Source organism: Pararhizobium capsulatum DSM 1112, assembly GCF_030814475.1.
Classification (GTDB): Bacteria; Pseudomonadota; Alphaproteobacteria; order Rhizobiales; family Rhizobiaceae; genus Pararhizobium; species Pararhizobium capsulatum.
Window position 1 is genome coordinate 2,342,797 of sequence record NZ_JAUSVF010000001.1, and the last position, 21,731, is coordinate 2,364,527.

At 58.1% G+C, this 21,731-nt stretch carries 17 protein-coding genes; 15 read left to right on the forward strand and 2 right to left on the reverse strand.

Annotation, left to right across the window (positions count from 1 at the left end):
- Positions 1-101: 101 nt before the first annotated feature.
- From QO002_RS11460 to exoR, 4 genes are all read left to right on the forward strand, one after another.
- Positions 102-896, forward strand: a complete 795-nt coding sequence (locus QO002_RS11460) for a PopZ family protein (RefSeq protein WP_307229717.1) — start codon at positions 102-104, stop codon at positions 894-896.
- Positions 897-1,080: 184 nt separating this feature from the next.
- A complete protein-coding gene (locus tag QO002_RS11465) occupies positions 1,081-3,921 on the forward strand; it encodes a valine--tRNA ligase (RefSeq protein ID WP_307229719.1) in 2,841 nt (946 codons plus the stop codon).
- A gap of 437 nt (positions 3,922-4,358) precedes the next feature.
- Complete coding sequence (locus QO002_RS11470) at positions 4,359-5,600, forward strand: OmpP1/FadL family transporter (RefSeq protein WP_307229721.1); 1,242 nt, start codon at positions 4,359-4,361, stop codon at positions 5,598-5,600.
- Positions 5,601-6,145: 545 nt separating this feature from the next.
- Positions 6,146-6,943, forward strand: a complete 798-nt coding sequence (gene exoR, locus QO002_RS11475; protein WP_307229723.1) for an exopolysaccharide production regulator ExoR — start codon at positions 6,146-6,148, stop codon at positions 6,941-6,943.
- 50 nt (positions 6,944-6,993) lie between these two features.
- On the opposite strand, the gene xth is transcribed toward exoR, so the two are convergent.
- Positions 6,994-7,785: an exodeoxyribonuclease III gene (gene xth, locus QO002_RS11480; RefSeq protein WP_307229725.1), complete on the reverse strand. Its 792-nt coding sequence runs from the start codon at positions 7,783-7,785 to the stop codon at positions 6,994-6,996.
- A gap of 173 nt (positions 7,786-7,958) precedes the next feature.
- Here xth and QO002_RS11485 point away from each other — a divergent pair, with 173 nt between their 5' ends.
- Entirely contained in the window at positions 7,959-9,416 is a 1,458-nt protein-coding gene (locus tag QO002_RS11485; RefSeq protein WP_307229726.1) for a phospholipase D-like domain-containing protein, read from the forward strand.
- A 50-nt stretch (positions 9,417-9,466) separates the two neighbouring features.
- Here the strand turns inward: QO002_RS11485 and erpA are convergent, their stop codons facing one another.
- Entirely contained in the window at positions 9,467-9,799 is a 333-nt protein-coding gene (gene erpA, locus QO002_RS11490) for an iron-sulfur cluster insertion protein ErpA (RefSeq protein WP_307229728.1), read from the reverse strand.
- A gap of 189 nt (positions 9,800-9,988) precedes the next feature.
- Here erpA and QO002_RS11495 point away from each other — a divergent pair, with 189 nt between their 5' ends.
- The 10 genes from QO002_RS11495 to tatC all read left to right on the forward strand — a co-directional run bounded on the left by QO002_RS11495 (position 9,989) and on the right by tatC (position 21,724).
- The gene (locus tag QO002_RS11495; RefSeq protein WP_307229730.1) at positions 9,989-11,224 is read left to right on the forward strand and encodes a deoxyguanosinetriphosphate triphosphohydrolase; all 1,236 of its coding nucleotides are present in this window, start codon (positions 9,989-9,991) and stop codon (positions 11,222-11,224) included.
- A 100-nt stretch (positions 11,225-11,324) separates the two neighbouring features.
- On the forward strand, positions 11,325-13,085 hold the full coding sequence (gene argS / locus QO002_RS11500; RefSeq protein ID WP_307229732.1) for an arginine--tRNA ligase: 1,761 nt from the start codon (positions 11,325-11,327) through the stop codon (positions 13,083-13,085).
- A gap of 63 nt (positions 13,086-13,148) precedes the next feature.
- Complete coding sequence (locus QO002_RS11505; protein ID WP_307229734.1) at positions 13,149-16,031, forward strand: SPOR domain-containing protein; 2,883 nt, start codon at positions 13,149-13,151, stop codon at positions 16,029-16,031.
- Between the two features lie 111 nt (positions 16,032-16,142).
- A complete protein-coding gene (gene nagZ, locus QO002_RS11510; RefSeq protein ID WP_307229735.1) occupies positions 16,143-17,159 on the forward strand; it encodes a beta-N-acetylhexosaminidase in 1,017 nt (338 codons plus the stop codon).
- Positions 17,160-17,226: 67 nt separating this feature from the next.
- Positions 17,227-18,030 carry a segregation and condensation protein A gene (locus QO002_RS11515; protein WP_307233325.1) on the forward strand — a complete coding sequence of 268 codons (804 nt, stop codon included), beginning with the start codon at positions 17,227-17,229 and terminating at the stop codon, positions 18,028-18,030.
- 29 nt (positions 18,031-18,059) lie between these two features.
- Positions 18,060-18,758, forward strand: a complete 699-nt coding sequence (scpB, locus tag QO002_RS11520) for an SMC-Scp complex subunit ScpB (protein ID WP_307233327.1) — start codon at positions 18,060-18,062, stop codon at positions 18,756-18,758.
- A gap of 107 nt (positions 18,759-18,865) precedes the next feature.
- Positions 18,866-19,966 carry an ABC transporter ATP-binding protein gene (locus tag QO002_RS11525; RefSeq protein ID WP_307229737.1) on the forward strand — a complete coding sequence of 367 codons (1,101 nt, stop codon included), beginning with the start codon at positions 18,866-18,868 and terminating at the stop codon, positions 19,964-19,966.
- Positions 19,967-20,007: 41 nt separating this feature from the next.
- Complete coding sequence (locus tag QO002_RS11530) at positions 20,008-20,211, forward strand: twin-arginine translocase TatA/TatE family subunit (RefSeq protein WP_307229739.1); 204 nt, start codon at positions 20,008-20,010, stop codon at positions 20,209-20,211.
- 83 nt (positions 20,212-20,294) lie between these two features.
- Positions 20,295-20,909 carry a Sec-independent protein translocase protein TatB gene (gene tatB / locus QO002_RS11535; protein ID WP_307229741.1) on the forward strand — a complete coding sequence of 205 codons (615 nt, stop codon included), beginning with the start codon at positions 20,295-20,297 and terminating at the stop codon, positions 20,907-20,909.
- The gene (gene tatC, locus QO002_RS11540) at positions 20,906-21,724 is read left to right on the forward strand and encodes a twin-arginine translocase subunit TatC (RefSeq protein ID WP_307229743.1); all 819 of its coding nucleotides are present in this window, start codon (positions 20,906-20,908) and stop codon (positions 21,722-21,724) included. The genes tatB and tatC overlap by 4 nt, the downstream gene beginning before the upstream one ends.
- Positions 21,725-21,731 lie beyond the last annotated feature (7 nt).

The window sequence follows — 21,731 nt, forward strand, 5'->3', positions numbered from 1 at the left end:
GATTCGCGGGCTTTCGCCCCAAAGCGAACTCGCGATAGAGTTCCTGCAAATGATTTTGCTGCGATGTCCCGGTGATCCGCGACGCAGAAACGGGGAAGAATATGGCACAGCCCAATGTAGCGCGTGAACCGTCGATGGATGAGATACTGGCTTCTATCCGCAAGATCATCGAAAGCAATGAACCGGGTCTTCCGGGTTTTCCTGCCAACGATATCGGTTCGGCATCTTCCTTCCGGCCGATGCATCTGGATGAAGACGATACTCATATCGACGATATCCATCTGACGATCGACGACGATGCTTTGGCTGCCGAGTTCGACGCGGAAGAGCGTCGCCTGAACAGCGAGCCCGCGACGGTAACGCGCGCAGACACGCCCGCCCGCCCTTCTTCTACGGAACCGGTCAGCACCTACGAGGTCGCGCCGCCCCAGTCGCTTGCGGATGTTGCAGCGCGGGTTCGTGCGGCGTCCGAACGCAATACGCTGGCCCTGCGTTCAACCGAAGCCGAGGGCGATCATCGGTTGGCCGCAAGCAGCCCGCTGACGACGGCTCGGCCGCCCCTGTCCGCGCCGTTTGAAAATAACGTTGCAACGCCTGTTAAGGCAGAGCGCGAACCGGAGCAATTGCAGGTCGCAGCTCCCGTTGTGTCGGCTCCGGCGGTTGAGCCTGAGACGACGGCAATTGTTTCGCCTGAAGTCGGCGCGCAGGTGGCGCGTTCCTTCGATGATCTCACGCTGGCGCTCGATGCCGGTCCGCGCCGTTCCTTCGATGAAATTGCCCAGGACATGTTGCGCCCGATGCTGCAGGAGTGGCTGGACGACAATCTGCCGACGCTCGTGGAGCGTCTGGTGCGGGAAGAGATCGAGCGTGTGGCGCGCGGTCCCCGCCGCGGCTGACATTGCCTCAATCAAAAAAATCAGGTGGGGTGGGAAACTGCCCCGCTTGATTTTTTTTTTGGCGGCGTGCCCCATATAGAGTGTGAACGGAGTGGGAGGCCTCGTCCGGCGCTCTCATGTTGACTTCGCGGCAGCCTTCCGATTTACACAAGCCCAGATAACAACCAGCAAGTTTGGTCTCAGAATGCTTGACAAAACCTACGATTCCGCCGCCGTCGAACCGATTATCGCCAAGAAATGGGACGAACAGGATGCTTTTCGTGCAGGCGCTGGGGCAAAGCCAGGCGCTGACAGCTTCTGCATCGTGATCCCGCCGCCAAACGTCACCGGCTCTCTACACATGGGCCATGCGCTGAACAACACGCTGCAGGACATCATGGTCCGCTTTGAGCGTATGCGCGGCAAGGATGTCCTCTGGCAGCCCGGCATGGATCATGCCGGCATCGCCACGCAGATGGTTGTCGAGCGCAAGCTCATGGAGCGTCAGCAGCACCGTCGCGAGATGGGCCGCGATGCCTTCATCGACAAGGTCTGGGAGTGGAAGGCCGAGTCCGGCGGATTGATCTTCAACCAGTTAAAGCGTCTCGGCGCTTCCTGCGACTGGTCGCGTGAGCGCTTCACTATGGACGAGGGCTTGTCGAAGGCCGTTCTGGAAGTCTTCGTCTCGCTCTACAAGGAAGGCCTGATCTACAAGGACAAGCGTCTCGTCAACTGGGATCCGAAGCTCCTGACCGCAATCTCCGACCTGGAAGTCGAACAGGTCGAGATGAACGGAAGCCTCTGGTACCTGCGCTATCCGCTGGAGGAAGGCGTCAGCTATCAGCATCCGATTGCCTTTGACGAGGAAGGCAAGCCGACGGAATGGGAAGCCCGTGATTATCTGGTCGTTGCAACGACGCGCCCGGAAACGATGCTTGGGGACACCGGCGTTGCCGTCAATCCGGAAGATGAGCGCTACAAGTCGATCATCGGCAAGCATGTCATTCTTCCGTTGATCGGACGCCGCATCCCGATCGTCGGTGACGACTATGCTGATCCGACCGCAGGCACCGGCGCCGTCAAGATGACGCCAGCCCATGATTTCAACGACTTCTATGTCGGCAAGCGTCATAACCTGCGCCAGATCAACGTCTTGACCATCGACGCCCATGTCACGCTCGCCGGCAACGAGGATTTCCTGCAAGACCTGCCGGAGACGCCGGAACTTGAGCCGATCATTTCGAAGCTCGACGGTCTGGATCGCTTTGCCGCGCGCAAGGCCATCGTCGAGATGTTCGAGGAGCGTGGCCTTCTTGATCGCGTCGAGCCGCACAAGCACATGGTGCCCCACGGCGACCGTGGCGGTGTGCCGATCGAGCCGCGCCTGACGGAGCAGTGGTATGTCGATGCAGCCACGCTGGCGAAGCCCGCGATCGCTTCCGTTCGCGAGGGCCGCACCAACTTCGTCCCGAAGAACTGGGAAAAGACTTATTTTGAATGGATGGAAAACATCCAGCCCTGGTGCGTGTCTCGCCAGCTCTGGTGGGGTCATCAGATTCCGGCCTGGTACGGTCCGGATGGCCAGGTCTTCGTCGAGAAGACCGAGGAAGAGGCACTGCATGCCGCCATCCAGCACTATATCGCCCATGAAGGCCCGATGAAGGCCTATGTCGAGGACCTCCTGGAGAACTTCAGGCCGGGCGAAATCCTGACGCGTGATGAGGACGTCCTGGATACATGGTTCTCATCGGCGCTCTGGCCCTTTTCGACCCTCGGTTGGCCCGACAGGACGCCAGAGCTTGACAAGTATTATCAGACCGACGTGCTCGTCACCGGCTTTGATATCATCTTCTTCTGGGTCGCCCGCATGATGATGATGGGCCTTCACTTCATGAAGGATAGCGATGGAACGCCGGTCGAGCCGTTCCACACCGTTTATGTCCACGCGCTGGTTCGCGACAAGAACGGCCAGAAGATGTCGAAGTCCAAGGGCAACGTTATCGACCCGCTCGAACTGATCGATGAATACGGTGCGGATTCGCTTCGCTTCACGCTGGCGATCATGGCGGCCCAGGGTCGTGACGTGAAACTTGATCCGGCCCGCATCGCCGGCTATCGCAATTTCGGCACCAAGCTCTGGAATGCCACGCGCTTTGCCGGCATGAACGGCGTTGCCAATGATCCGAAGTTCGTGCCGGAGACCTGCTCGGTCACGACCAACCGCTGGATTCTGACGGAGCTCTCCCGAACCATTCGCGACGTGACCGAATCTATCGAGGCTTATCGGTTCAACGAAGCTGCGAGCAGCCTTTACCGCTTCATCTGGAACCAGTTCTGCGACTGGTACCTGGAACTTTTGAAGCCGATCTTCAGTGGTGAGGATGCCGTTGCAAAGGCTGAATCCCAGGCATGCGTCGCTTATGTCCTTGATGAAGCCTACAAGCTGTTGCATCCGTTCATGCCCTTCATGACGGAGGAGCTTTGGGCGCAGACGGCGGGCGAGGGCAAGGACCGTGAAACGCTGCTCTGCCACGCGGAATGGCCGGCGGCCTCCTACGCCGACGACAGCTCCGCTGCGGAGATCAACTGGCTGATCGATCTCGTCTCCGGCATCCGTTCGGTTCGCTCGGAGATGAACGTGCCGCCGGGGTCGGTGGGTCCCCTGGTCGTTGTCGAAGCAAGTACGACAACCCGCGAACGCCTTGATCGTCACGCAGCAGCAATTCGCCGGCTTGCACGCATCGATGATATCACGCTTGCGGCCGAGGCCCCGAAGGGCAGTGCCCAGATCGTTCTCGGCGAGGCGACCATCTGCCTGCCGCTTGGCAATCTGATTGACCTTTCAGCTGAAAAATCGCGCCTCGAAAAGGCGATTGCCAAGGTAAACCAGGAGCGCGAACGTATTCTCGGCAAGCTCTCGAATGAAAAATTCGTGGCCAATGCCCGTCCGGATGTTGTCGAAGCCGAGCGCGAGCGTTTGGCCGAACTCGACGGCCAGCGGGCTTCCCTGGGTGTTGCCTTGTCCCGAGTGACTGAAGCGGGCTGACGCGTACTGATCGACGGAAAGGGCAGTGCATACGTGGTGATGCGCTGCCCTATTTTTTTATCGACCGGTTGCTTCGCAAGGCGAGGAATTGATTCCTTCGCCTAAATGACGCGCAAGACGTCTGCGAAAACAAATTTCAATCTTTGATATCTGTGAATTATGCTGGCAAAGGCAAAAAGCGGCATTGTTGTGTCGATGTGACACATTTGTCTGGTTATGGAATAAATTTCTGATTTCGATGTGGTTTTGTTCCTTTAAGGGAAATTTGTTTCGAAATTTTGCCGCATTGAGTCATTTGTCAAACTCTTACGTCAACTTTTCGTGATTGCTGCAGCGCGATCCCGATATTTCGCGATTTGCTAAGTTAACTCTCCTGCCGGTACTTTCCTGTCACCGGGCGGTTTGCGCCGTTCACTGGCGTTCATGGGGAGGAACATATGAACAAAAATACGACCAAGACGGCGGTGATGACAGCCTTCACGCTCGCCATGGTCGCAGGCACGGTTCAGGCAGGCGGCCTGGAACGTGGCGGCTACAACATCGATCTTTTGTTTGAACCATCGACCTATGCGGCGGAAGCCGCGGCGACCTATGTCAATCCGCAGCGCGAACTCGATAATGTCGTTGACATCAACACCGCGCCGACCAGCGGCAACCTTAACGGCCGGCCGAACAATGGAATTGGTGAGACCGAGAGCTATTGGGTACCGCGCATCGGCGTAAAAGCCGGCTTTGGCGATAGCGTCGATTGCATGGCCGATTATTCCCAGCCCTGGGGCGCCCATACCAATCCTGGCTCAAATTGGGCCGGTGCCAACGACAATATTGAGACCAAGATTGAGAGCGATAACTACGCTGCAACCTGTTCCTATAAGTGGGACGTAGGGCAGGGGCAGTTTCGCGTTATTGGCGGCGCATTCTATCAGGAGGTCGGTGGCTTCAAGGAGCGACTGGTTACTGATTTGAGCCTAGTCAGTCCAACGTTTAGCGGCGTGGGACGTCTTGATTTGGAAGGCAATGGTTGGGGCTGGCGCACCGGTGTAGCCTATGAAATTCCAGAGTATGCGCTGCGAGCAAGCCTCGTTTACAACAGCGCTGTCGATCTGGATAATCTTGACGGAACGATCGATCTGAGAAACACGCTTCTTCCAAATGGCGTGGGCGGTTTTGTTCCAGGCACCAAATATGATGTTTCGAGCTTCGCCTCGATGCCGGATTCGCTGGAACTCAAGGTGCAGAGTGGCATTGCGCCCGGCTGGCTGGCCTTCGGCTCGGTCAAGTGGACGGATTGGAGCCAGCTCCAGATCATCCAGGTCAACCCGAACAGCACGGCCGATCCTCGTAACCTTCCTACAAGCCTTGACCTTCTCTACCGCGACGGCTGGACGATCACCGGCGGTGTCGGTCACAAGTTCAACGATCAGTGGAGCGGTGCCGTCAGCCTGACCTGGGATCGCGGCACGAGCCATGGCTATGGCAACCAGACGGATACCTGGACAGTTGGCACGGGCGTTTCCTACGCTCCGACCGAAAATGTCGAGCTGCGTCTTGCCGGTGTTGTCGGCATCCTGACGAGCGGAAGCTCGGCGCCGATGGATGGCAGTGCAGCCGAAGTGACCTACGATTTCGGCACCGACATTGTCAGTGCTGTCTCCACGTCGCTGAAGGTAAAGTTCTAAGATCCAAAAGTCTTGAAGCCCGGATTTCGATCCGGGCTTTTTGTGTTTCTGGAGCATGCCAGTTCCGTGAGCAAATTCACTCGATCCGCGCCAATAATTGTGACGATTCAGCAACACATTTTTTCTATAGTCGGTAGTGGAGTTGCGGCGACGGATTATGTCCATTTCCCGCCACAAACTAGGAGCACCGATCACATCCACAGGCGTTCGATGGTTTTTGAGTACGGCGTTTGAGGTGAAGCTAAAGCATGCATGACCTTCCACTTTTTCCCTGATTTCCTGGCTGTTGGCGCTGATTAAGCAGTGCCGCTTGGGGTGCAGTGATGTGGAATGCATAAGTGAAGTCAACGGCTGCGGGGGCAGGCCGTACTCTTGCCGGAAACGGTTCCTAGATTGGAAAACCGTCAGGGTGAAGAGAAGGGAATGCAGCGGTTGGGCATGATGTTTCTTTCGCTGTTTCGATTTTCTATCGGGGTTTTCGACACCGGCGCTGAGGCATCCTGACGGGTGCCATCGTATGGAGTTGATGGGAAGAACTGACTAAAATGCTGATACGCGAATACAAGTCGTTGACGTTTCTGGTTCTGGGTATGGCGCTCACGCTTGGCGGGCTTGGTGGGCATGCTTACGCATTCGATCCGGGTGCCGGGGTTTCCAAGGAATCCGGTCCCTTTGCTCTCTTTAAATTCGGCTTTTCTGCCTACAAGAACGGCCGCAAGGACGAGGCGATGGAAGCCTATCGCTACGCCGCGGAAAAGGGCCATACCGGCTCGCGTTGGGCCTTGGCAAACATGTATGCCGATGGCGACGGTGTTGCCGAAAACGATCTCGAAGCCTTCAAGATTTACAGCGAGATTGCCCAGAAGGGCATCGAACCCGGATCAGAAGATACGGGCTATTTCGTCAACGCGCTGATTTCTCTCGCCGGCTATTATCGCCGTGGCATCCCCGACAGCCCCGTGAAGTCCGATCTCGCCCAGGCGCGCCAGCTTTATTTCCAGGCCGCCTCCACTTTCGGCGTGCCTGAAGCCCAGTTCCAGCTGGCAAAGATGTTGCTTTCGGGCGATGGAGGCAGCGTCAATGTCCAACAGGCCAAGAAATGGCTCAATCGCGCCCGCAAGAGCGGCCATGCCGGCGCCATGGGCGTCTTCGGCAACGTCATCTTCCAGGAAGGTCAGACAGTGCGTGGCCTAGCTTATATGACAGCGGCACTCGATCAGTGCACGCCCAAGGAGCGCTCCTGGCTGCAACCGCTTCAGGAACAGGCGTTCTCCCTTGCAAACGAGGACGACCGGCGTGTGGCGATCACCATGTCTCGTGGCATGCATCTGGATGCGGATTAATCAGCCGCGATATTCCACGCTCGATCGGTAACTGATCCGGCCCGCTGGGCTCACGCGGCTTCGAACGCGAATTCCCCGATGACTGGCACATGGTCCGATGGCTTTTCCCAGGCGCGGACGTGCTTTTCAATCGATGTCGAGACGATCTTGTCGAGCGCTTCAGCCGATAGCATCAGATGATCAATGCGGATACCGAAGTTCTTCGGCCAGCAACCGGCCTGATAATCCCAGAACGTATAGAGCGGCGTCGTATCGTTGGTCGCACGCACTGCATCCGTGAAGCCGAGGTTTTCGAGCTTGCGGAAGGCGTTGCGTGTGGGCGGCAGGAACAGGGCGTCGTTTTCCCAGATCTTCACATCCCAGCAGTCATGCGGTTCGGGAATGACGTTGTAGTCGCCGGCCAGGATCAACGGTTCTTCAAGCCGCAGCCGGGCTTCTGCATGAACCCGCAGTCGTTCCATCCAGGCAAGTTTGTAGCTGTATTTTTCCGTGCCCGTAGGGTTGCCGTTGGGCAGGTAGATCGAGCAAACTCGGATCGCGCCGCCCTTGACTGAAAACACACCTTCGATGAAGCGCGACTGCAGGTCTTCATCGTCGCCGGGCAAACCACGGATGATCTCATCCGGCTTCAGCCGGGAAAGAATGGCAACGCCGTTGAAGCCTTTCTGGCCGTGGGTCTCGACATGGTAGCCAAGCGCCTCGAGCTCTGCCCTTGGAAAACCCTCGTCGACGGTTTTGATTTCCTGAAGGCAGGCGATATCCGGGTTTGATTCCTTCAGCCAGGCCACGAGGGCATCGATGCGGGCGCGCACGCCATTGATGTTCCATGTGGCGATTTTCATGCCGGATATCCTATTCTTTTGCGGGCAATGTCCAGGATTGCGGTACCGGCGAGGATCGCGTGGCGCCGTTGGCCTTGCGCATTCTTTTATCGTTGGCGGCAATCTTTGACAAACGCGAACTCCGTGATTTCAGTGGCAATTGCGTCATCGGGCAGGCTGTTTATAGTTGCGGCATGATCGATACACTCGTGACCTATTGGCCGCATATCCTCGCCGTTCTCTCGGTGCTCCTTGGCGTTCCCGCTGCAATCCACGCCACCATGACCAAGCAGGAGGTTCGCTCGGCGCTCGGGTGGGTCGGCATCATCATCCTGTCGCCCATTCTGGGCGCACTGGTTTATGCGATTGCCGGCATCAATCGAATGCGGCGATCTTCCATCGAGTTGCAAAGGCTGCAGTTGCGGGATCGGGGGCCTGAGCCAAAGGATGAGTACGACGTGACCGGCGAAAGTGTTGCCCGCCGCTTCGGCCAGCGGTTCGCTTCGATGAAGCTGCTTGGCGACAAGGTGAGCCGTCACGGTATGTGCATGGGCAATCGCATTCAGATGTTAAACGGCGGCGATATCGCCTACGCGGCCATGCTGAAGGCGATCGGTGAGGCCAAGCGCTCGATTCTGCTCGAGACTTATATTTTCGATCGAGACCCGATTGGCCTTCGCTTCGCCGATGCGTTGATCGCGGCGGTTAACCGTGGCGTCGAGGTGCGGGTGCTCATCGATGCGGTCGGCGCGCGCTATTCGGTTCCGAGCGTTGTCGGATATCTCCAGGAGGGCAAGGTTACCGTTCGCGTCTTCAACGGCAACATCGTCATGGGGCTCCGTTTGCCCTACGCCAATTTGCGGACGCACCGCAAAATCCTGATTGTCGATGGACAGACGGCTTTTACCGGGGGCATGAATATTCGCGCCGGTTTTACCGAGGAATTTGCTGCCGAGGCGAGGGCGCGCGATACCCATTTCAAGGTTCAGGGTGCTGTTGTTGCAGATCTGTTCGAGGTTGCCGAGGAGGATTGGCATTTCTCTAGCCGGGAGATGCTGGATAGTGACATCTGGCGGACGTCTTTACCGAGTGGAAAGCCATCCAATACACTCATGCGCGCGGTTCCCTCCGGGCCGGACCGGACAAACGAATCGAACCAGAAGATGCTGATGGGGGCCTTTTCTGTGGCGCGAAACGAAATCCTCGTCATGTCGCCGTATTTCCTGCCTGATCGGGAATTGATCAGCGCGCTCGTGACGGCTGCCATGCGGGGCGTCGAAGTCGATATCGTCGTGCCCGGCATCAACAATCTGACCCTGGTCGATCGGGCAATGACGGCCCAGTTCGATCAGCTGCTGAAAGGCGGTTGCCGCATCTGGCGCGCGACCGGCGCCTTCAACCATTCCAAGTTAATGACGATCGACGGGCGGTGGTCCTATGTCGGATCGTCCAATCTCGATCCTCGTTCGCTGCGTCTGAATTTCGAAATCGATATCGAGGTGATGGATATCTCGTTTTCGCATCAGGTGGCCGAACGCATCCGTCCGCTCCTGATGCAGGCGCAACCAGTCACGCTCGCCAGCCTGCGGTCTCAGCCTTTCTTCAAAAGGCTTGTGAACAAGATTCTCTGGCTTGGCTCGCCCTATCTTTAGGAGAAGGGCGAAGCTTCATCTAGAAGGCAAGGAGTAAGGTGATCGAGGGATCAGACCGAAAAACTCGTGCCACATCCGCAGCTTGCGACAGCATTTGGATTTTTGATCTGAAAAGACTGGCCCATCAGGTTGTCAATGAAGTCGATTTCAGACCCGCCCATATATACCAGCGACAGACTGTCGATCAGCACTTTTGCCTCGCCTTTCTCCAGCACGAGGTCGTCCTCGCCGCCGTCGTTCACGAGGTCGAACTTGTAGGAAAAGCCAGAACAGCCGCCGCCTTCGACGGAGACGCGCATGGCATTCTTTTCGGAATCCTTTTTCAGGATCGCAGCAATGCGCTTGGCAGCTGCGTCTGAAAGGGTAACGGTTTCAGTGGTCATTCATGCCTCCTGCCGGGGTCAAGATCCGGAGAGATTCGTCTGTTGTGTCCATGCCGCCGGGAAACGGTGTGGGTTTCAATTTTCAGTATCTGCGCCAAGTTGTTGATTTTATTCATGCGAGGCGCTTCTTCTGGTGCGGCGCTTTTCCGCGACGCCCAGTATAGGTATGAAGGCTTTGATATTGCGTCAATGGCATCGAAAGTGGAAACGACATTGGACAGACAGGCGCTTGGATTTGGTTCCGGTGAACGTGCGGTTTTCGCGGCTGACCCGTGGTCAACCCGCGGGCGGCTTTATGTGGAATCGGGCAGCCTTACGCGATCGGATTTCCAGCGCGACCGAGACCGTATCGTCCACACGACAGCCTTCCGCCGCCTCAAGCACAAGACGCAGGTCTTTATTGCGGCCGATGGCGATCATTACCGGACGCGCCTCACCCATACGATCGAGGTCGCACAGATTGCCCGTGCCCTGGCCCGAGCCCTGAAGCTCGACGAAGATCTCGCCGAGGGCGTGGCCCTGGTCCACGATTTCGGGCACACACCCTTCGGTCACACGGGTGAAGATGCGCTCCACGAGATGCTGAAGCCTTATGGCGGCTTCGACCACAATGCCCAGTCGTTGCGCATCGTCACGAAGCTGGAGAAGCGTTACGCCGAGTTCGATGGCCTGAACCTTACCTGGGAAAGCCTTGAAGGCCTGGTCAAGCACAACGGCCCACTGATGACGAAGACCGGTGAGGGAACGCATGGTCCGGTACCCAAGCCGATCCTTGATTATTGCGAACAGCATGATCTGGAGCTGGCGACCTTTGCGAGCCTTGAGGCGCAGGTCGCCGCCATCGCCGACGATATCGCCTACAACACCCATGACATCGACGATGGTCTGCGCTCCGGCTATCTCACTTTCGATATGCTTGAGGATGTGCCTTTCCTTGCAAATCTGATGCGGGAAGTGGGCGAGCGCTACCCCGGTCTGGAGGCGCCGCGCTTCACGCACGAGATCATGCGCCGACAGATAACCCGCATGGTCGAGGACGTCATCACTGTCTCGCAGCAGCGGCTTAAGGAAAACCGGCCTGAAAGTGCCGCCGACATCAGGGCGGCCGATCGGGTGATTGCCACGTTTTCAGACGAGATGGCGCAGACGGATCGGCAGATCAAGAAGATGCTGATGATGCGCATCTACCGACACCCGGAAATCATGCGCGTGCGCGAAAACGCGGCCTCGATCGTCACGGATCTCTACAAGGCCTTCATGGCCGATCCGCAACAGATGCAGACCCTCGCCTGGACCGATCAGGTGCCCGAGATGACCGAGGCGGCAAGGGCGCGGCATGTCGGAGATTATCTGGCAGGAATGACGGACACCTACGCCGTTTCCGTCCACCGGCGCTTGTTTGACCACACTCCGGAATTGCGCTAGTCAGCCGCTCAACGGCCCTGTGGATGTGCTGCAGGACATCGGATCATTGAAAGCAACGCGGCCTCTTGCCAAAATCGGCAATGCAAAGCGGATGGACACCATGAATCTTTTCACAGACTTCGAATCAAGAATTAAAAATGTTCTGGAGACCCTTGATATCGTTCGTGAAAAGCGATCTGAGATTGATTTTTCTCGAGTTAGCGTAGAATCTCCGCGTGACCCGAGCCATGGCGATGTCGCCACCAATGCGGCGATGGTGCTGGCAAAGCCGCTGGGTACGAACCCGCGTGCGCTTGCGGAAGAGATTGTCGTCAAGCTTCGTGAAGATCCCGAAGTCACCGAAGTTACGGTCGCTGGACCGGGTTTCATCAACGTCCGTCTTTCCATTGCTTACTGGCAGAAACTGCTGGCTGCTATGATCGAGGCAGGTGTGGACTACGGGCGTAGTTCCGTGGGCAAAGGTCGCAAGGTCAACGTCGAATATGTGTCTGCAAATCCGACCGGCCCGATGCATGTCGGTCACTGCCGTGGCGCGGTGGTTGGCGACACGCTTGCCAATCTGCTTTCCTATGCTGGCTACGACGTCACAAAGGAATATTACATCAACGACGCCGGTGCGCAGGTTGATGTTCTCGCTCGCTCGGCATTCCTGCGTTACCGCGAGGCCCTTGGCGAGAAGATAGGCGAAATTCCTTCTGGTCTTTATCCCGGCGATTATCTCGTCCCGGTTGGCAAGGCGCTTGCTGCCGAATTCGGCACGAGCCTGCGCCTGATGCCGGAGGACAAGTGGCTGCCGCTGGTCAAGGACCGGACGATCGACGCGATGATGGAGATCATCCGCGGCGACCTCGCTGCGCTCAATGTCCATCACGAAGTATTCTTCTCGGAGCGGACGCTGCATGACAACGGTGCCGGCCCGATCCGCACCGCAATCAACGATCTGACCTTCAAGGGACATGTCTACAAGGGCACCCTGCCGCCGCCGAAGGGGCAATTGCCGGAAGATTGGGAAGATCGCGAGCAAACCCTGTTCCGTTCGACCGAGGTCGGTGACGACATTGACCGCCCGCTGATCAAGTCAGATGGCTCCTATACGTACTTTGCCGCTGATGTCGCGTACTTCAAGGAAAAGTTCGATCGCGGTTTCAACGAGATGATCTACGTGCTTGGAGCCGACCATGGCGGCTACGTCAAGCGGCTGGAAGCCGTGGCGCGTGCCGTATCGGGTGGAACTGCGAAGTTGACGGTCCTGCTGTGCCAGCTGGTCAAGCTTTACCGCGAGGGTGAACCGGTCAAGATGTCGAAGCGTTCGGGCGATTTCGTCACGCTGCGCGATGTCGTCGATGAAGTCGGTCGTGATTCGGTTCGGTTCATGATGATCTATCGGAAGAACTCAGAGCCGCTGGATTTTGACTTTGCAAAGGTGACGGAGCAGTCGAAGGATAATCCGGTATTCTATGTGCAATACGCTCATGCGCGTTGCAGCTCGGTTTTCCGGCAGGCTGCCGATGCATTTCCAGATCTTGATCTGCAAAAGGTTGATTTCGCAGCGGCAATCGCCGGTAATATTGTCGATCCGAACGAAATCCAGCTTGTTGCCAAGATCGCAGAATATCCGCGCGTTGTTGAAGCTGCAGCGCTGTCGCAAGAGCCCCACAGGGTGGCTTTCTACCTCTATGATCTTGCCAGCGCCTTCCATGCGCACTGGAATAAAGGTAAAGAGGCTCCGGAATTACGGTTTGTTAACGATAAGAATAGAGAATTGTCTATTGCCAGACTCGGGCTGGTGCGTGCTGTCGCTTCTGTACTGAAGTCTGGCCTGTCGATTACAGGCACGGACGCTCCGGAAGAGATGCGATAGTATTGTCACCATTTCCCCACAATGCACTGGCAGATGCAGGCTAGTAAGTCGTGAGTGGAGCGTATGGCGGACAATCAATTGGCACGAAACGGAACTACGGAATTCGATCTTTTCTCGGATGACGATCCGTTGAGCGAGCTCGCGCGTATTGTCGGTTACGACAACCGCCCGGCAATGCAGCAGCTGCAGGAGCTGGAAAAGCATCGTAATACGGTGCGCCAGGATCCTGTACTTGATCTGGAAGACGAGCTTCTTCGCGAATTTGAAACTTATGATCAACCGGTGGCAATGCCTCCGGTTGATCCTGCAGTCGAGGAGGCCACATGGGCTGAGCCTGCGACTTTCGCCGAGCCTGCGGCTTCCGAGTCCCATGAGGCTTCTTTCGAACAGTCGTGGAATGTCGAGCCGGACGTAATTGTCGAGGCCGAGGTGCCGCCGCTGGCGGAAGCTTCGGAGCACACTTACGCCGAGCCCGTCTATGTTGAGCCGGTTTTCGAAGAACCGGTCCGGACCGAGGCGGTGCATGCCGAGCCGACCTTCGAATCCATTGAAATAGATTTGGAGCGCGAGCTTGAGCTGTCGATCGGTTATGACGAGGAATTTTTACCATCGGCTGCTGAGCCGACGGAAAGCGAAACTCACGTTGCTTCTGTAGAGCCGGAGATCGAGCCTCAGTTCGATATGCCGGCTGAGATTTTCTCCGACGTAGCTGTCGAGGAGCCTGTTTTGGTGGCTCCTTTGCAAGAAGAGTTCCACGCGGTCGTGGAGCAGGCGCCGGTGGCGCCGGTTGAGGCCGATTCGCAGGCCGCTTCAGGGGCAGAGCTTGTCGATGCGCTCCTGGCTGATATCGAGCGTTTTCCTGTTCCGACCAAGGCGCCCGCGGTTGCGATTGCGCCGCAGACACCGCTTCGCAAGAACAACTATCCCTTTACGCCGATGTTCAGCCGGGCAACTCCGGTCGTTTCGAGCACCGGTGCAGGGCAGAAAGCTTACGCTGCTCCGATGGTGGCAGCAGCACCGGTGGTGACTGCTGTCGCTCCGTCGGTTGCGTCGACGGAAATCGCTGTCGAGCCTATCCTGGCCACCGAGACGGCCTTCGCGCCGGAAGAGGTCGCCGCCGAGCCGATCGTGGTCGCTGCCGCCCATGCCCTGGTGCAGCCTGCGGAACCGGATTTCGATCTCGATGCTTTCGAGCTTGACCTATCGGATATCGACCTCGATCTCGATCCGATGGAAGTGCAGGCGCTTGAGCGAGGCGAACTTGCAGCGCCCGTCGTTGCCGAGGCAGCCCCCGTCGAAGTGCCGGTGAGCAAGGCGGCGCCTGCCGCATGGGATTTGAACCCCGCCGATTTTGTTATCCCGGAGCCCGTCGTCGAGATGCCGTCGCGCACTGTTGTTTCTGAGCCTGTTATCGAAGCCGATTTCGCGGTGGAAGATAGTCAGAGTGACAGTGAGTTGCCCTTTGATCCGGCGATGATTGCCGAGGCCGAGGAAAGCCTCGCTGCAATCGCTGAACTCGATGTGCCACAATTGCCCGTTGTCGAGCAGGAAAAGCCGGTTGCCTATCAGCCGGACTATGATCTCGATATTGATGCCGAGATGGCCCAACTTTTCGGTACACCGGCGCGTTCTGCCCGCAACGTCGAGCATGGACACGACGAACGCCTCTTTTCTGGCGTCGCACACCCGGCCTCCGCAGCGCCTGCTGCCACGACCGCGCGTGTCGAAGACGATTTCGATGCGTTCGAAAAGGCAATGGAAGAGGACTTCCGTCAATCGCTGAGCCCTCGTCAGGAGATGGATCCGGCATCTGACCGTCTGGCGGTCGGATATGGATACGCCGCCGAAGACGACTATGCTGAAGAACGCCAGTCGAGCGGCGTGCGGCGTATTGCTCTCCTCGCGGCGACCGTGGCCGGTATCGCAATACTCGGTGGAGCCGGAGTTTACGCCTGGATGGGCGGTTCGGCACCAGGTCTTTCGGGTGGTGACCCGAAGGTCATTCTCGCCGACAAGACACCGGTCAAGATCGTGCCTGTCGAAAAGGGTGGCAAGACCGTTCCGAACCAGGACAAGGCGGTTTATGACCGCGTTGCCGGGGCGGCAAACGACTTGCCCCAGCAGGGCGCACTGGTCTCCTCGACGGAGGAGCCGGTCGATGTCGTCCAGCGAACCCTGACACCGGAGAACCTTCCTTTGGAAGGCCGTGGTGACGAACCGCTTCCGGGCGTGACGGAAGACGAAGATGGTAACCGTCTGATGCCGGATGGGGATGTTGCCGCCAACACTGCACCCCAGGAAGACAGCTCGCCTGCCGTATCGCCGCGCAAGGTCCGTACGATGATCGTCAAGCCGGATGGCACGCTTGTTGCACGTGAAGACATCGCTCCCGCAGCGGCCGCAGAAGACGTCGCCCAGACAGAGCCGGCGGTGACGCCGGTCAAGACCACGACAATTACCCCTGCAACGAAGACGGAGCGCAGCGCGCTTGCGGAAGCTGCGGATGTTCAGGTCGAGGAAACCGCTCCGGTTCGCCCCGTCGCAACAACGACGGTCACCGAGACCGAGACAGCGGCCGTCCCTCAGGCACGTCCTGTCGTCGAGAAGCAGGCTGTCGTCGAGAAACCCGCTGTTGCCGAACAGACGGCGAGCACGCCGGTTGTCGAAACACCGGCCCCCGTGCAGACGGCAGCCGTGGCGCCCGGAAGCTACGTCATCCAGATCGCATCGCTGCCTTCGGAGGCCGAAGCGCAGAAGTCCTACAACACGCTGTCCGGTAAATTCGGATCCGTCATCGGCGGTCGTGGTGTTGATATCAAGAAGGCGGAGATTGCGGGCAAAGGCACCTACTACCGGGTGCGCATTCCTGCCGGATCGAAGCAGGACGCCAACGAGCTTTGCTCGCGCTACAAGAGCGCCGGCGGCAGCTGCCTCGTGACCCGATAAGTCATAGCGCTCATATGACAACAGGAACGCGGCTCGAAAGGTCGCGTTTTTTGTTGTCGCCAGGGTGGTTCCCCCATTCGCCTCGACTGCGCCTAGAGCTATCATCACGCCATGAGCGAATCAAAAGCATTTATTTCAGGCTGCAAAGGCCTGACCCTCACCGCCGACGAAAAGGCTTTCTTTGCGGACGAACGCCCTTGGGGCTTCATCCTTTTTGGCCGCAATATCGGTGAATCCAAGCAGATTGCAGATCTGGCCGCCGAATTGCGCGATAGCATCGGAAACCCGGACGCGCCCGTCCTGATCGACCAGGAAGGTGGGCGCGTGCAGCGCATCCGTCCACCCGTCGTGCCGCAATATCCGAATGGCGCGGCGATCGGCGAGATTTACCGACGCGATCGCGAGCAAGGCTTGCGCGCCGCCTGGCTGATGTCGAGGCTGCATGCTTTCGATCTCACGCGCTTCGGTGTCACCGTCGATTGTTTGCCGGTGCTGGACGTGCCGATCGAAGGCAGCAGCGACGTGATTGGTAACCGGGCCTATGGCTTCGATCCCCATGCGGTTGCCGCGATCGGTCAGGCGGCGGCTGATGGCCTCAAAGCCGGCGGTATGTTGCCGGTCATGAAACACATGCCGGGTCATGGCCGCGCCTTCGTCGATTCGCATCACAAACTGCCCGTTGTGGATGTCCCGCTGGAAATGTTGCGCGCCAGTGACTTCATTCCTTTCGTGGCAATGAAAGACGAGTTGATGGCGATGTCGGCTCACATCGTCTTTACGGCGATCGATGCCGAAAATCCCGCTACGACGTCGCCGAGAGTGGTTGAAGAGATTATTCGCGGCGAGATCGGTTTTGATGGCCTGTTGATGTCAGATGATGTGTCGATGAATGCGCTTGCAGGCGATATCGAAACGCGCGCACGGGGCATATTTGCCGCTGGCCTCGATCTGGTCTTGCATTGCCACGGCATCATGGATGAAATGCTTGCGGTGGCGAAGGTTGCTCCGGTGCTGAAGGGGGATGCCCTACGGCGCACAAGGGCAGCCGAGGCTGGCTTCCGTACGCCGGACGGTTCCGACGAACAAGCCCTGCGTGAGGAGTTTGCGCGCCTCTTCGCCGTTTCGTAGCAGACTGGGAGACGTCGCCTTGAGCAATACCGGCGAGACCGACAGAAGATCGCCGGCCAAGGCTCCGATGGAGCCATTATGGCAGGACGAGGCAACGCGCCGCGGCCTCCACGAGGAAGCGCTGGTTGTCGACATCGCCGGCTTCGAAGGTCCTCTCGATCTGTTGCTGCATCTTGCTCGCAATCAGCGGGTGGATCTGTCCCGTATTTCCGTGCTTGCCCTGGCGGAGCAGTACATCACCTTTATCGAACAGGCGCGCAGTATCCGTATTGAATTGGCGGCGGATTATCTGGTGATGGCGGCCTGGCTTGCCTATCTGAAATCGCGACTGCTTATTCCCCAGCAGGCCAAGGATGAAGGTCCCTCGGGCGAGGAAATGGCCTCCGCTCTGGCGTTCCGCCTCAAGAGGCTTGAAGCTATGCGGGACGCGGCAACGCGGCTCGTGAACCGCAATCGTCTTGGGCGGGATATTTTCGCACGTGGCGCGCCGGAACATATTCCGGTCGAGCGCAAGTCGGCATTCGAAGCTTCCCTTTATGATCTGCTCGGTGCCTATGCATCGCTTCGCCAGCGCCAGGCGGTGACGCAGGTCACGATCGAGAAGCGGCAGGTCTGGTCATTGGCCGATGCGCGCGAAATCCTGGCGCGCCTCTTGGGCGATCTTTCCGACTGGACGGCGCTCGATCATTTTCTGCTGCGTTACATGGATGATCCCAAGGGTCGGGCTACAGCGATCGCGAGCTCTTTTGCAGCGTCGCTCGAAATGGTGCGGGAGGGGCAGCTGGAAGTGCGCCAGGACGGCGCCTTCGCTCCTATCTATCTACGTAAGGGAAATAGGGAGCCCAATTCTTCCGAGGGAGGTCGGTCTTGAACGATCCGCAAGATTTGTTTCCGAGCGTGTTGGCGGACGTGGAAGACGAGAGCATAAATCAGGCGATCGATAGGCGCCTTGAACTCGAAGCGGAACGAATTGCCGAAGCGCTCGTCTTCGCGTCTGCGCAGCCTGTCTCGGAAAGCTATATTGCCAGCCGGCTACCCAAGGGTGCGGACGTTGCAAAGATCATGCTCACGCTGAAGGCATCCTACGCACCGCGCGGTGTCAATCTGCTTCAGGTCGCCGATCACTGGGCCTTCCGTACGGCGGCCGATCTTTCGTTCGTTGTCCAGACGGACGAAAACGAAGCGCGCAAACTGTCGCGCGCTGCCTTGGAAGTGCTTGCGATTATCGCCTATCACCAACCGGTTACCCGTGCGGAGATCGAAGATATCAGGGGCGTGCAGACGTCGAAGGGCACGCTTGATGTTCTGATGGAGGCCGGCTGGGTGCGCTTCCGCGGCAGGCGCCGGACGCCGGGCCGCCCTGTGACATTCGGCACGACACGGGATTTTCTCGATCATTTCGGCCTCGAGGAGCTTCGTGATTTGCCGGGTCTTGAAGAATTGAAAGGGGCAGGGCTCCTCTCCGGGCGCATTCCTGCCAATTTTCAGATTCCGATGCCGCTCGGTGATGACGATGTCGGCGAGGATGAAGATCCCATTACTCAACTCGATCTGGAAGAACTTGGGCTCTTGACTCCACGGGGAGAAGAGGCCGAATAGAAACCTGAGTTCTGGTGTCGGCTTAACCTTGGCGCCAATTCATGGTGTTGTCGTAACCCGCACGTCTTGTGGGACCGGCGGTGGAGACATTCGAGTTGGCCTCTGGCATGCATTCTATCTCTGAAGCCCCTCCGGCTTCTACGCGCCGCACAGCCGGCGTGACCTTCGCGGCACGGCTGGTCTTCGAGGATATCCACCACAGTTATCAGTCCAAGGAAACGATTCGCGGTATATCGCTGACGGCCGAGGCTGGCGAAGTCCTGTGTCTGCTTGGTCCGTCCGGATCGGGAAAGACCACGCTTCTCAGGATCGCGGCCGGTATCGAGGCGCAAAGTTCGGGCCGGGTTCTTCTGAACGATCGTGAAATTTCGGGGCCGGCTGTTTTCGTGCCGCCGGAAAAGCGCGGTGTTGGCCTGATGTTTCAGGATTTTGCGCTGTTTCCGCATCTCACCATCCGCGAAAACGTCCGGTTTGGTCTGACCTCGCTTCCGAAGGCCGAGGGGCTAGCCGAGGCCGGGATCGCCCTGGAGAGGGTGGGGCTGTCCCATTATGCCGATCACTATCCGCATGTGCTTTCCGGCGGCGAGCAGCAGCGTGTTGCGCTTGCCCGGGCGCTTGCGCCGCGGCCTGCCGTGCTTTTGATGGACGAGCCCTTCTCCGGTCTCGATTCCCGCTTGAAGGATACGATCCGAGCGGACACCCTGGCGATTCTGCGGGAAACCCGCGCCACAGCAATCGTGGTGACGCATGATGCCGAGGAAGCCATGCGGATGGGCGATCGTATTGCCTTGCTCAAGGACGGGCGGCTTCAGCAGGTGGGAACCGCGCAGGACCTTTATCGTTCTCCGATGACGCTTTTTGCCGCAGGCTTCTTTTCGGAAATCAACAGGTTTTCCACCCGTGTAAAAGGTGGAACGGTGGTAACGCCGCTTGGCGTTGTTTCCGCGGAAAATTTCTCCGAAGGCCAGATTATCGCGGCTGCAGTGCGACTTTCGGCCGTTTCCGTATCGGAAAACACAGGTTCTATCCCCGCAAGGATCGTTTCTCGTCATTTTCTGGGCGTCGTGGAGCTGTTGACGCTCGCGGTGCCCGGCAGCGATGAGCTCGTGCGGGCGCGCATCCGCGCCGATCTGCTGCCACAAGGATTGCGTGAGGTGAGGCTTTCCGTTAACGAGCGGGATATAATGCTGTTTGAAAAAGATGGTTGAACATCTTACATCGGGGTAACGGGTTTCAAGGGAGTAAGGATATGGGTTCCTTTAGTATCTGGCACTGGCTGATCGTTCTGGTCGTGGTGCTTCTGTTGTTCGGCCGTGGCAAGATCCCGGAACTGATGGGTGATGTTGCCAAGGGCATCAAGAGCTTCAAGAAGGGCATGACTGACGACGACGCGCCCGCCGAGAAGGGCGTCGATGCCAAGACCGTCGAACACAAATCCGACGAAGTCCGCTGATCACTTTCTGAAAGGCCTGCCCGACCAAGGGCGGGCCTTGATTTTGCGGGTCGTGTGTTTCCTGACGTTTTTGGAGTCTCAGAATGCTTGATGTCGGCTGGACCGAGCTAGTTGTCATTGCCGTCGTGCTGATCATTGTCGTCGGACCGAAAGATCTGCCGCCGATGCTTCGCACCTTCGGGAAGATGATGACGAAGATGCGTGGTATGGCCACCGACTTTCGCCAGCAGTTCGATGAGGCCTTGAAAGAGGCCGACCTCGACGACGTAAGGAAGACGCTCGCCGACGCACAGAAGCTCAATCCCGCCCACAGTCTGCGCGAAGCCATGAACCCGCTGCGTCAGATGGGTAACGAGATCAAGGCGGATCTGCAGAAGGCAACGACTGTCGACAAGCCGCAGGCCGCGCCTGCGGAAACCGGGCCAACGTCGGTCGAGCCGCTGCCAAATGTATCGCTGCCGCAAGCGGAGGCCGTCGCGTCGCCGGCTTCCACCGGTGCGGTAGTAGTCTCGGAGCTGGCAAAGCCGAAGAGAGTTAAAAAGCCGAAGGTTGCTGTGGTGCCGGTTGCGCCGGTTGTGGCTCCAAAGAAGGCTTCGGAAAAGAAGGCGTCGGCCAAAGCTGCCGATATGGCAGAGAGCGTTCCGAAGCCACGGGCAAAAAAAGCCGCATCCAAGAACACAAAGACAGGTGAAGCATGAGCGGCGAAATCGAAGACAAGCCACAGCCGCTGATTGAGCACCTGATCGAGCTGCGCTCGCGCCTGATATGGGCGGTAGGGGCGTTTTTCGTCGCCTTCCTCGTCTGCTTCTATTTCGCCAAGCAACTTTTCAACGTCCTTGTGCAGCCGTTCCGCTGGGCCGTGGAATGGGCGGGGCTTAATCACAGGACGGTGGAGTTGATTTACACGGCTCCGCAGGAATTCTTCTTCACTCAGATCAAGGTCGCGATGTTCGGAGCACTGGTCATCGCATTTCCGGTGATCGCCTCGCAGATCTACAAGTTCGTGGCACCCGGCCTTTACAAGAACGAGCGGGCCGCTTTCCTGCCATTCCTCATCGCATCGCCGGTTCTCTTCCTCATGGGAGCCGCGCTGGTCTACTTCTTCTTTACACCGATGGTCATGTGGTTCTTCCTGGCGATGGAGCAGGGCGGCGGCGAGGGACAGGTATCCATCCAGCTGCTGCCGAAGGTCTCGGAATATCTGAGCCTGATCATGTCGTTGATCTTCGCCTTCGGTCTGGTGTTTCAGTTGCCGGTCATCACGACGCTGCTCGCACGCGTCGGTTTCGTGACCGCGGATGGCCTCAAGGCGAAGCGGAAATATGCGATCGTCATCGCTTTCATTGCTGCGGCCATCCTGACGCCGCCTGATCCGGTCTCCCAGATCGGTCTTGCTCTGCCGGCCATCCTTCTTTACGAGATTTCCATCTACACGGCCCGACTCGTCGAGCGTCAAAAGGCTCGCGATGCGCAGGCCACCGCGGTCGCCGAGGCTGAAGATACGCCAAGCTGACAGGGTT

What these genes read in the sequence shown, in the direction of transcription:
- erpA (WP_307229728.1), bottom strand. Translation starts at nt 9,799, where the DNA reads ATGACCACTGAAACCGTTACCCTTTCAGACGCAGCTGCCAAGCGCATT.
- QO002_RS11470 (WP_307229721.1), top strand. Translation starts at nt 4,359, where the DNA reads ATGAACAAAAATACGACCAAGACGGCGGTGATGACAGCCTTCACGCTC.
- tatC (WP_307229743.1), top strand. Translation starts at nt 20,906, where the DNA reads ATGAGCGGCGAAATCGAAGACAAGCCACAGCCGCTGATTGAGCACCTG.
- QO002_RS11505 (WP_307229734.1), top strand. Translation starts at nt 13,149, where the DNA reads ATGGCGGACAATCAATTGGCACGAAACGGAACTACGGAATTCGATCTT.
- QO002_RS11515 (WP_307233325.1), top strand. Translation starts at nt 17,227, where the DNA reads ATGGAGCCATTATGGCAGGACGAGGCAACGCGCCGCGGCCTCCACGAG.
- QO002_RS11495 (WP_307229730.1), top strand. Translation starts at nt 9,989, where the DNA reads ATGGCATCGAAAGTGGAAACGACATTGGACAGACAGGCGCTTGGATTT.
- QO002_RS11485 (WP_307229726.1), top strand. Translation starts at nt 7,959, where the DNA reads ATGATCGATACACTCGTGACCTATTGGCCGCATATCCTCGCCGTTCTC.
- tatB (WP_307229741.1), top strand. Translation starts at nt 20,295, where the DNA reads ATGCTTGATGTCGGCTGGACCGAGCTAGTTGTCATTGCCGTCGTGCTG.
- QO002_RS11465 (WP_307229719.1), top strand. Translation starts at nt 1,081, where the DNA reads ATGCTTGACAAAACCTACGATTCCGCCGCCGTCGAACCGATTATCGCC.
- exoR (WP_307229723.1), top strand. Translation starts at nt 6,146, where the DNA reads ATGCTGATACGCGAATACAAGTCGTTGACGTTTCTGGTTCTGGGTATG.
- QO002_RS11460 (WP_307229717.1), top strand. Translation starts at nt 102, where the DNA reads ATGGCACAGCCCAATGTAGCGCGTGAACCGTCGATGGATGAGATACTG.
- QO002_RS11530 (WP_307229739.1), top strand. Translation starts at nt 20,008, where the DNA reads ATGGGTTCCTTTAGTATCTGGCACTGGCTGATCGTTCTGGTCGTGGTG.
- nagZ (WP_307229735.1), top strand. Translation starts at nt 16,143, where the DNA reads ATGAGCGAATCAAAAGCATTTATTTCAGGCTGCAAAGGCCTGACCCTC.
- xth (WP_307229725.1), bottom strand. Translation starts at nt 7,785, where the DNA reads ATGAAAATCGCCACATGGAACATCAATGGCGTGCGCGCCCGCATCGAT.
- argS (WP_307229732.1), top strand. Translation starts at nt 11,325, where the DNA reads ATGAATCTTTTCACAGACTTCGAATCAAGAATTAAAAATGTTCTGGAG.
- QO002_RS11525 (WP_307229737.1), top strand. Translation starts at nt 18,866, where the DNA reads ATGCATTCTATCTCTGAAGCCCCTCCGGCTTCTACGCGCCGCACAGCC.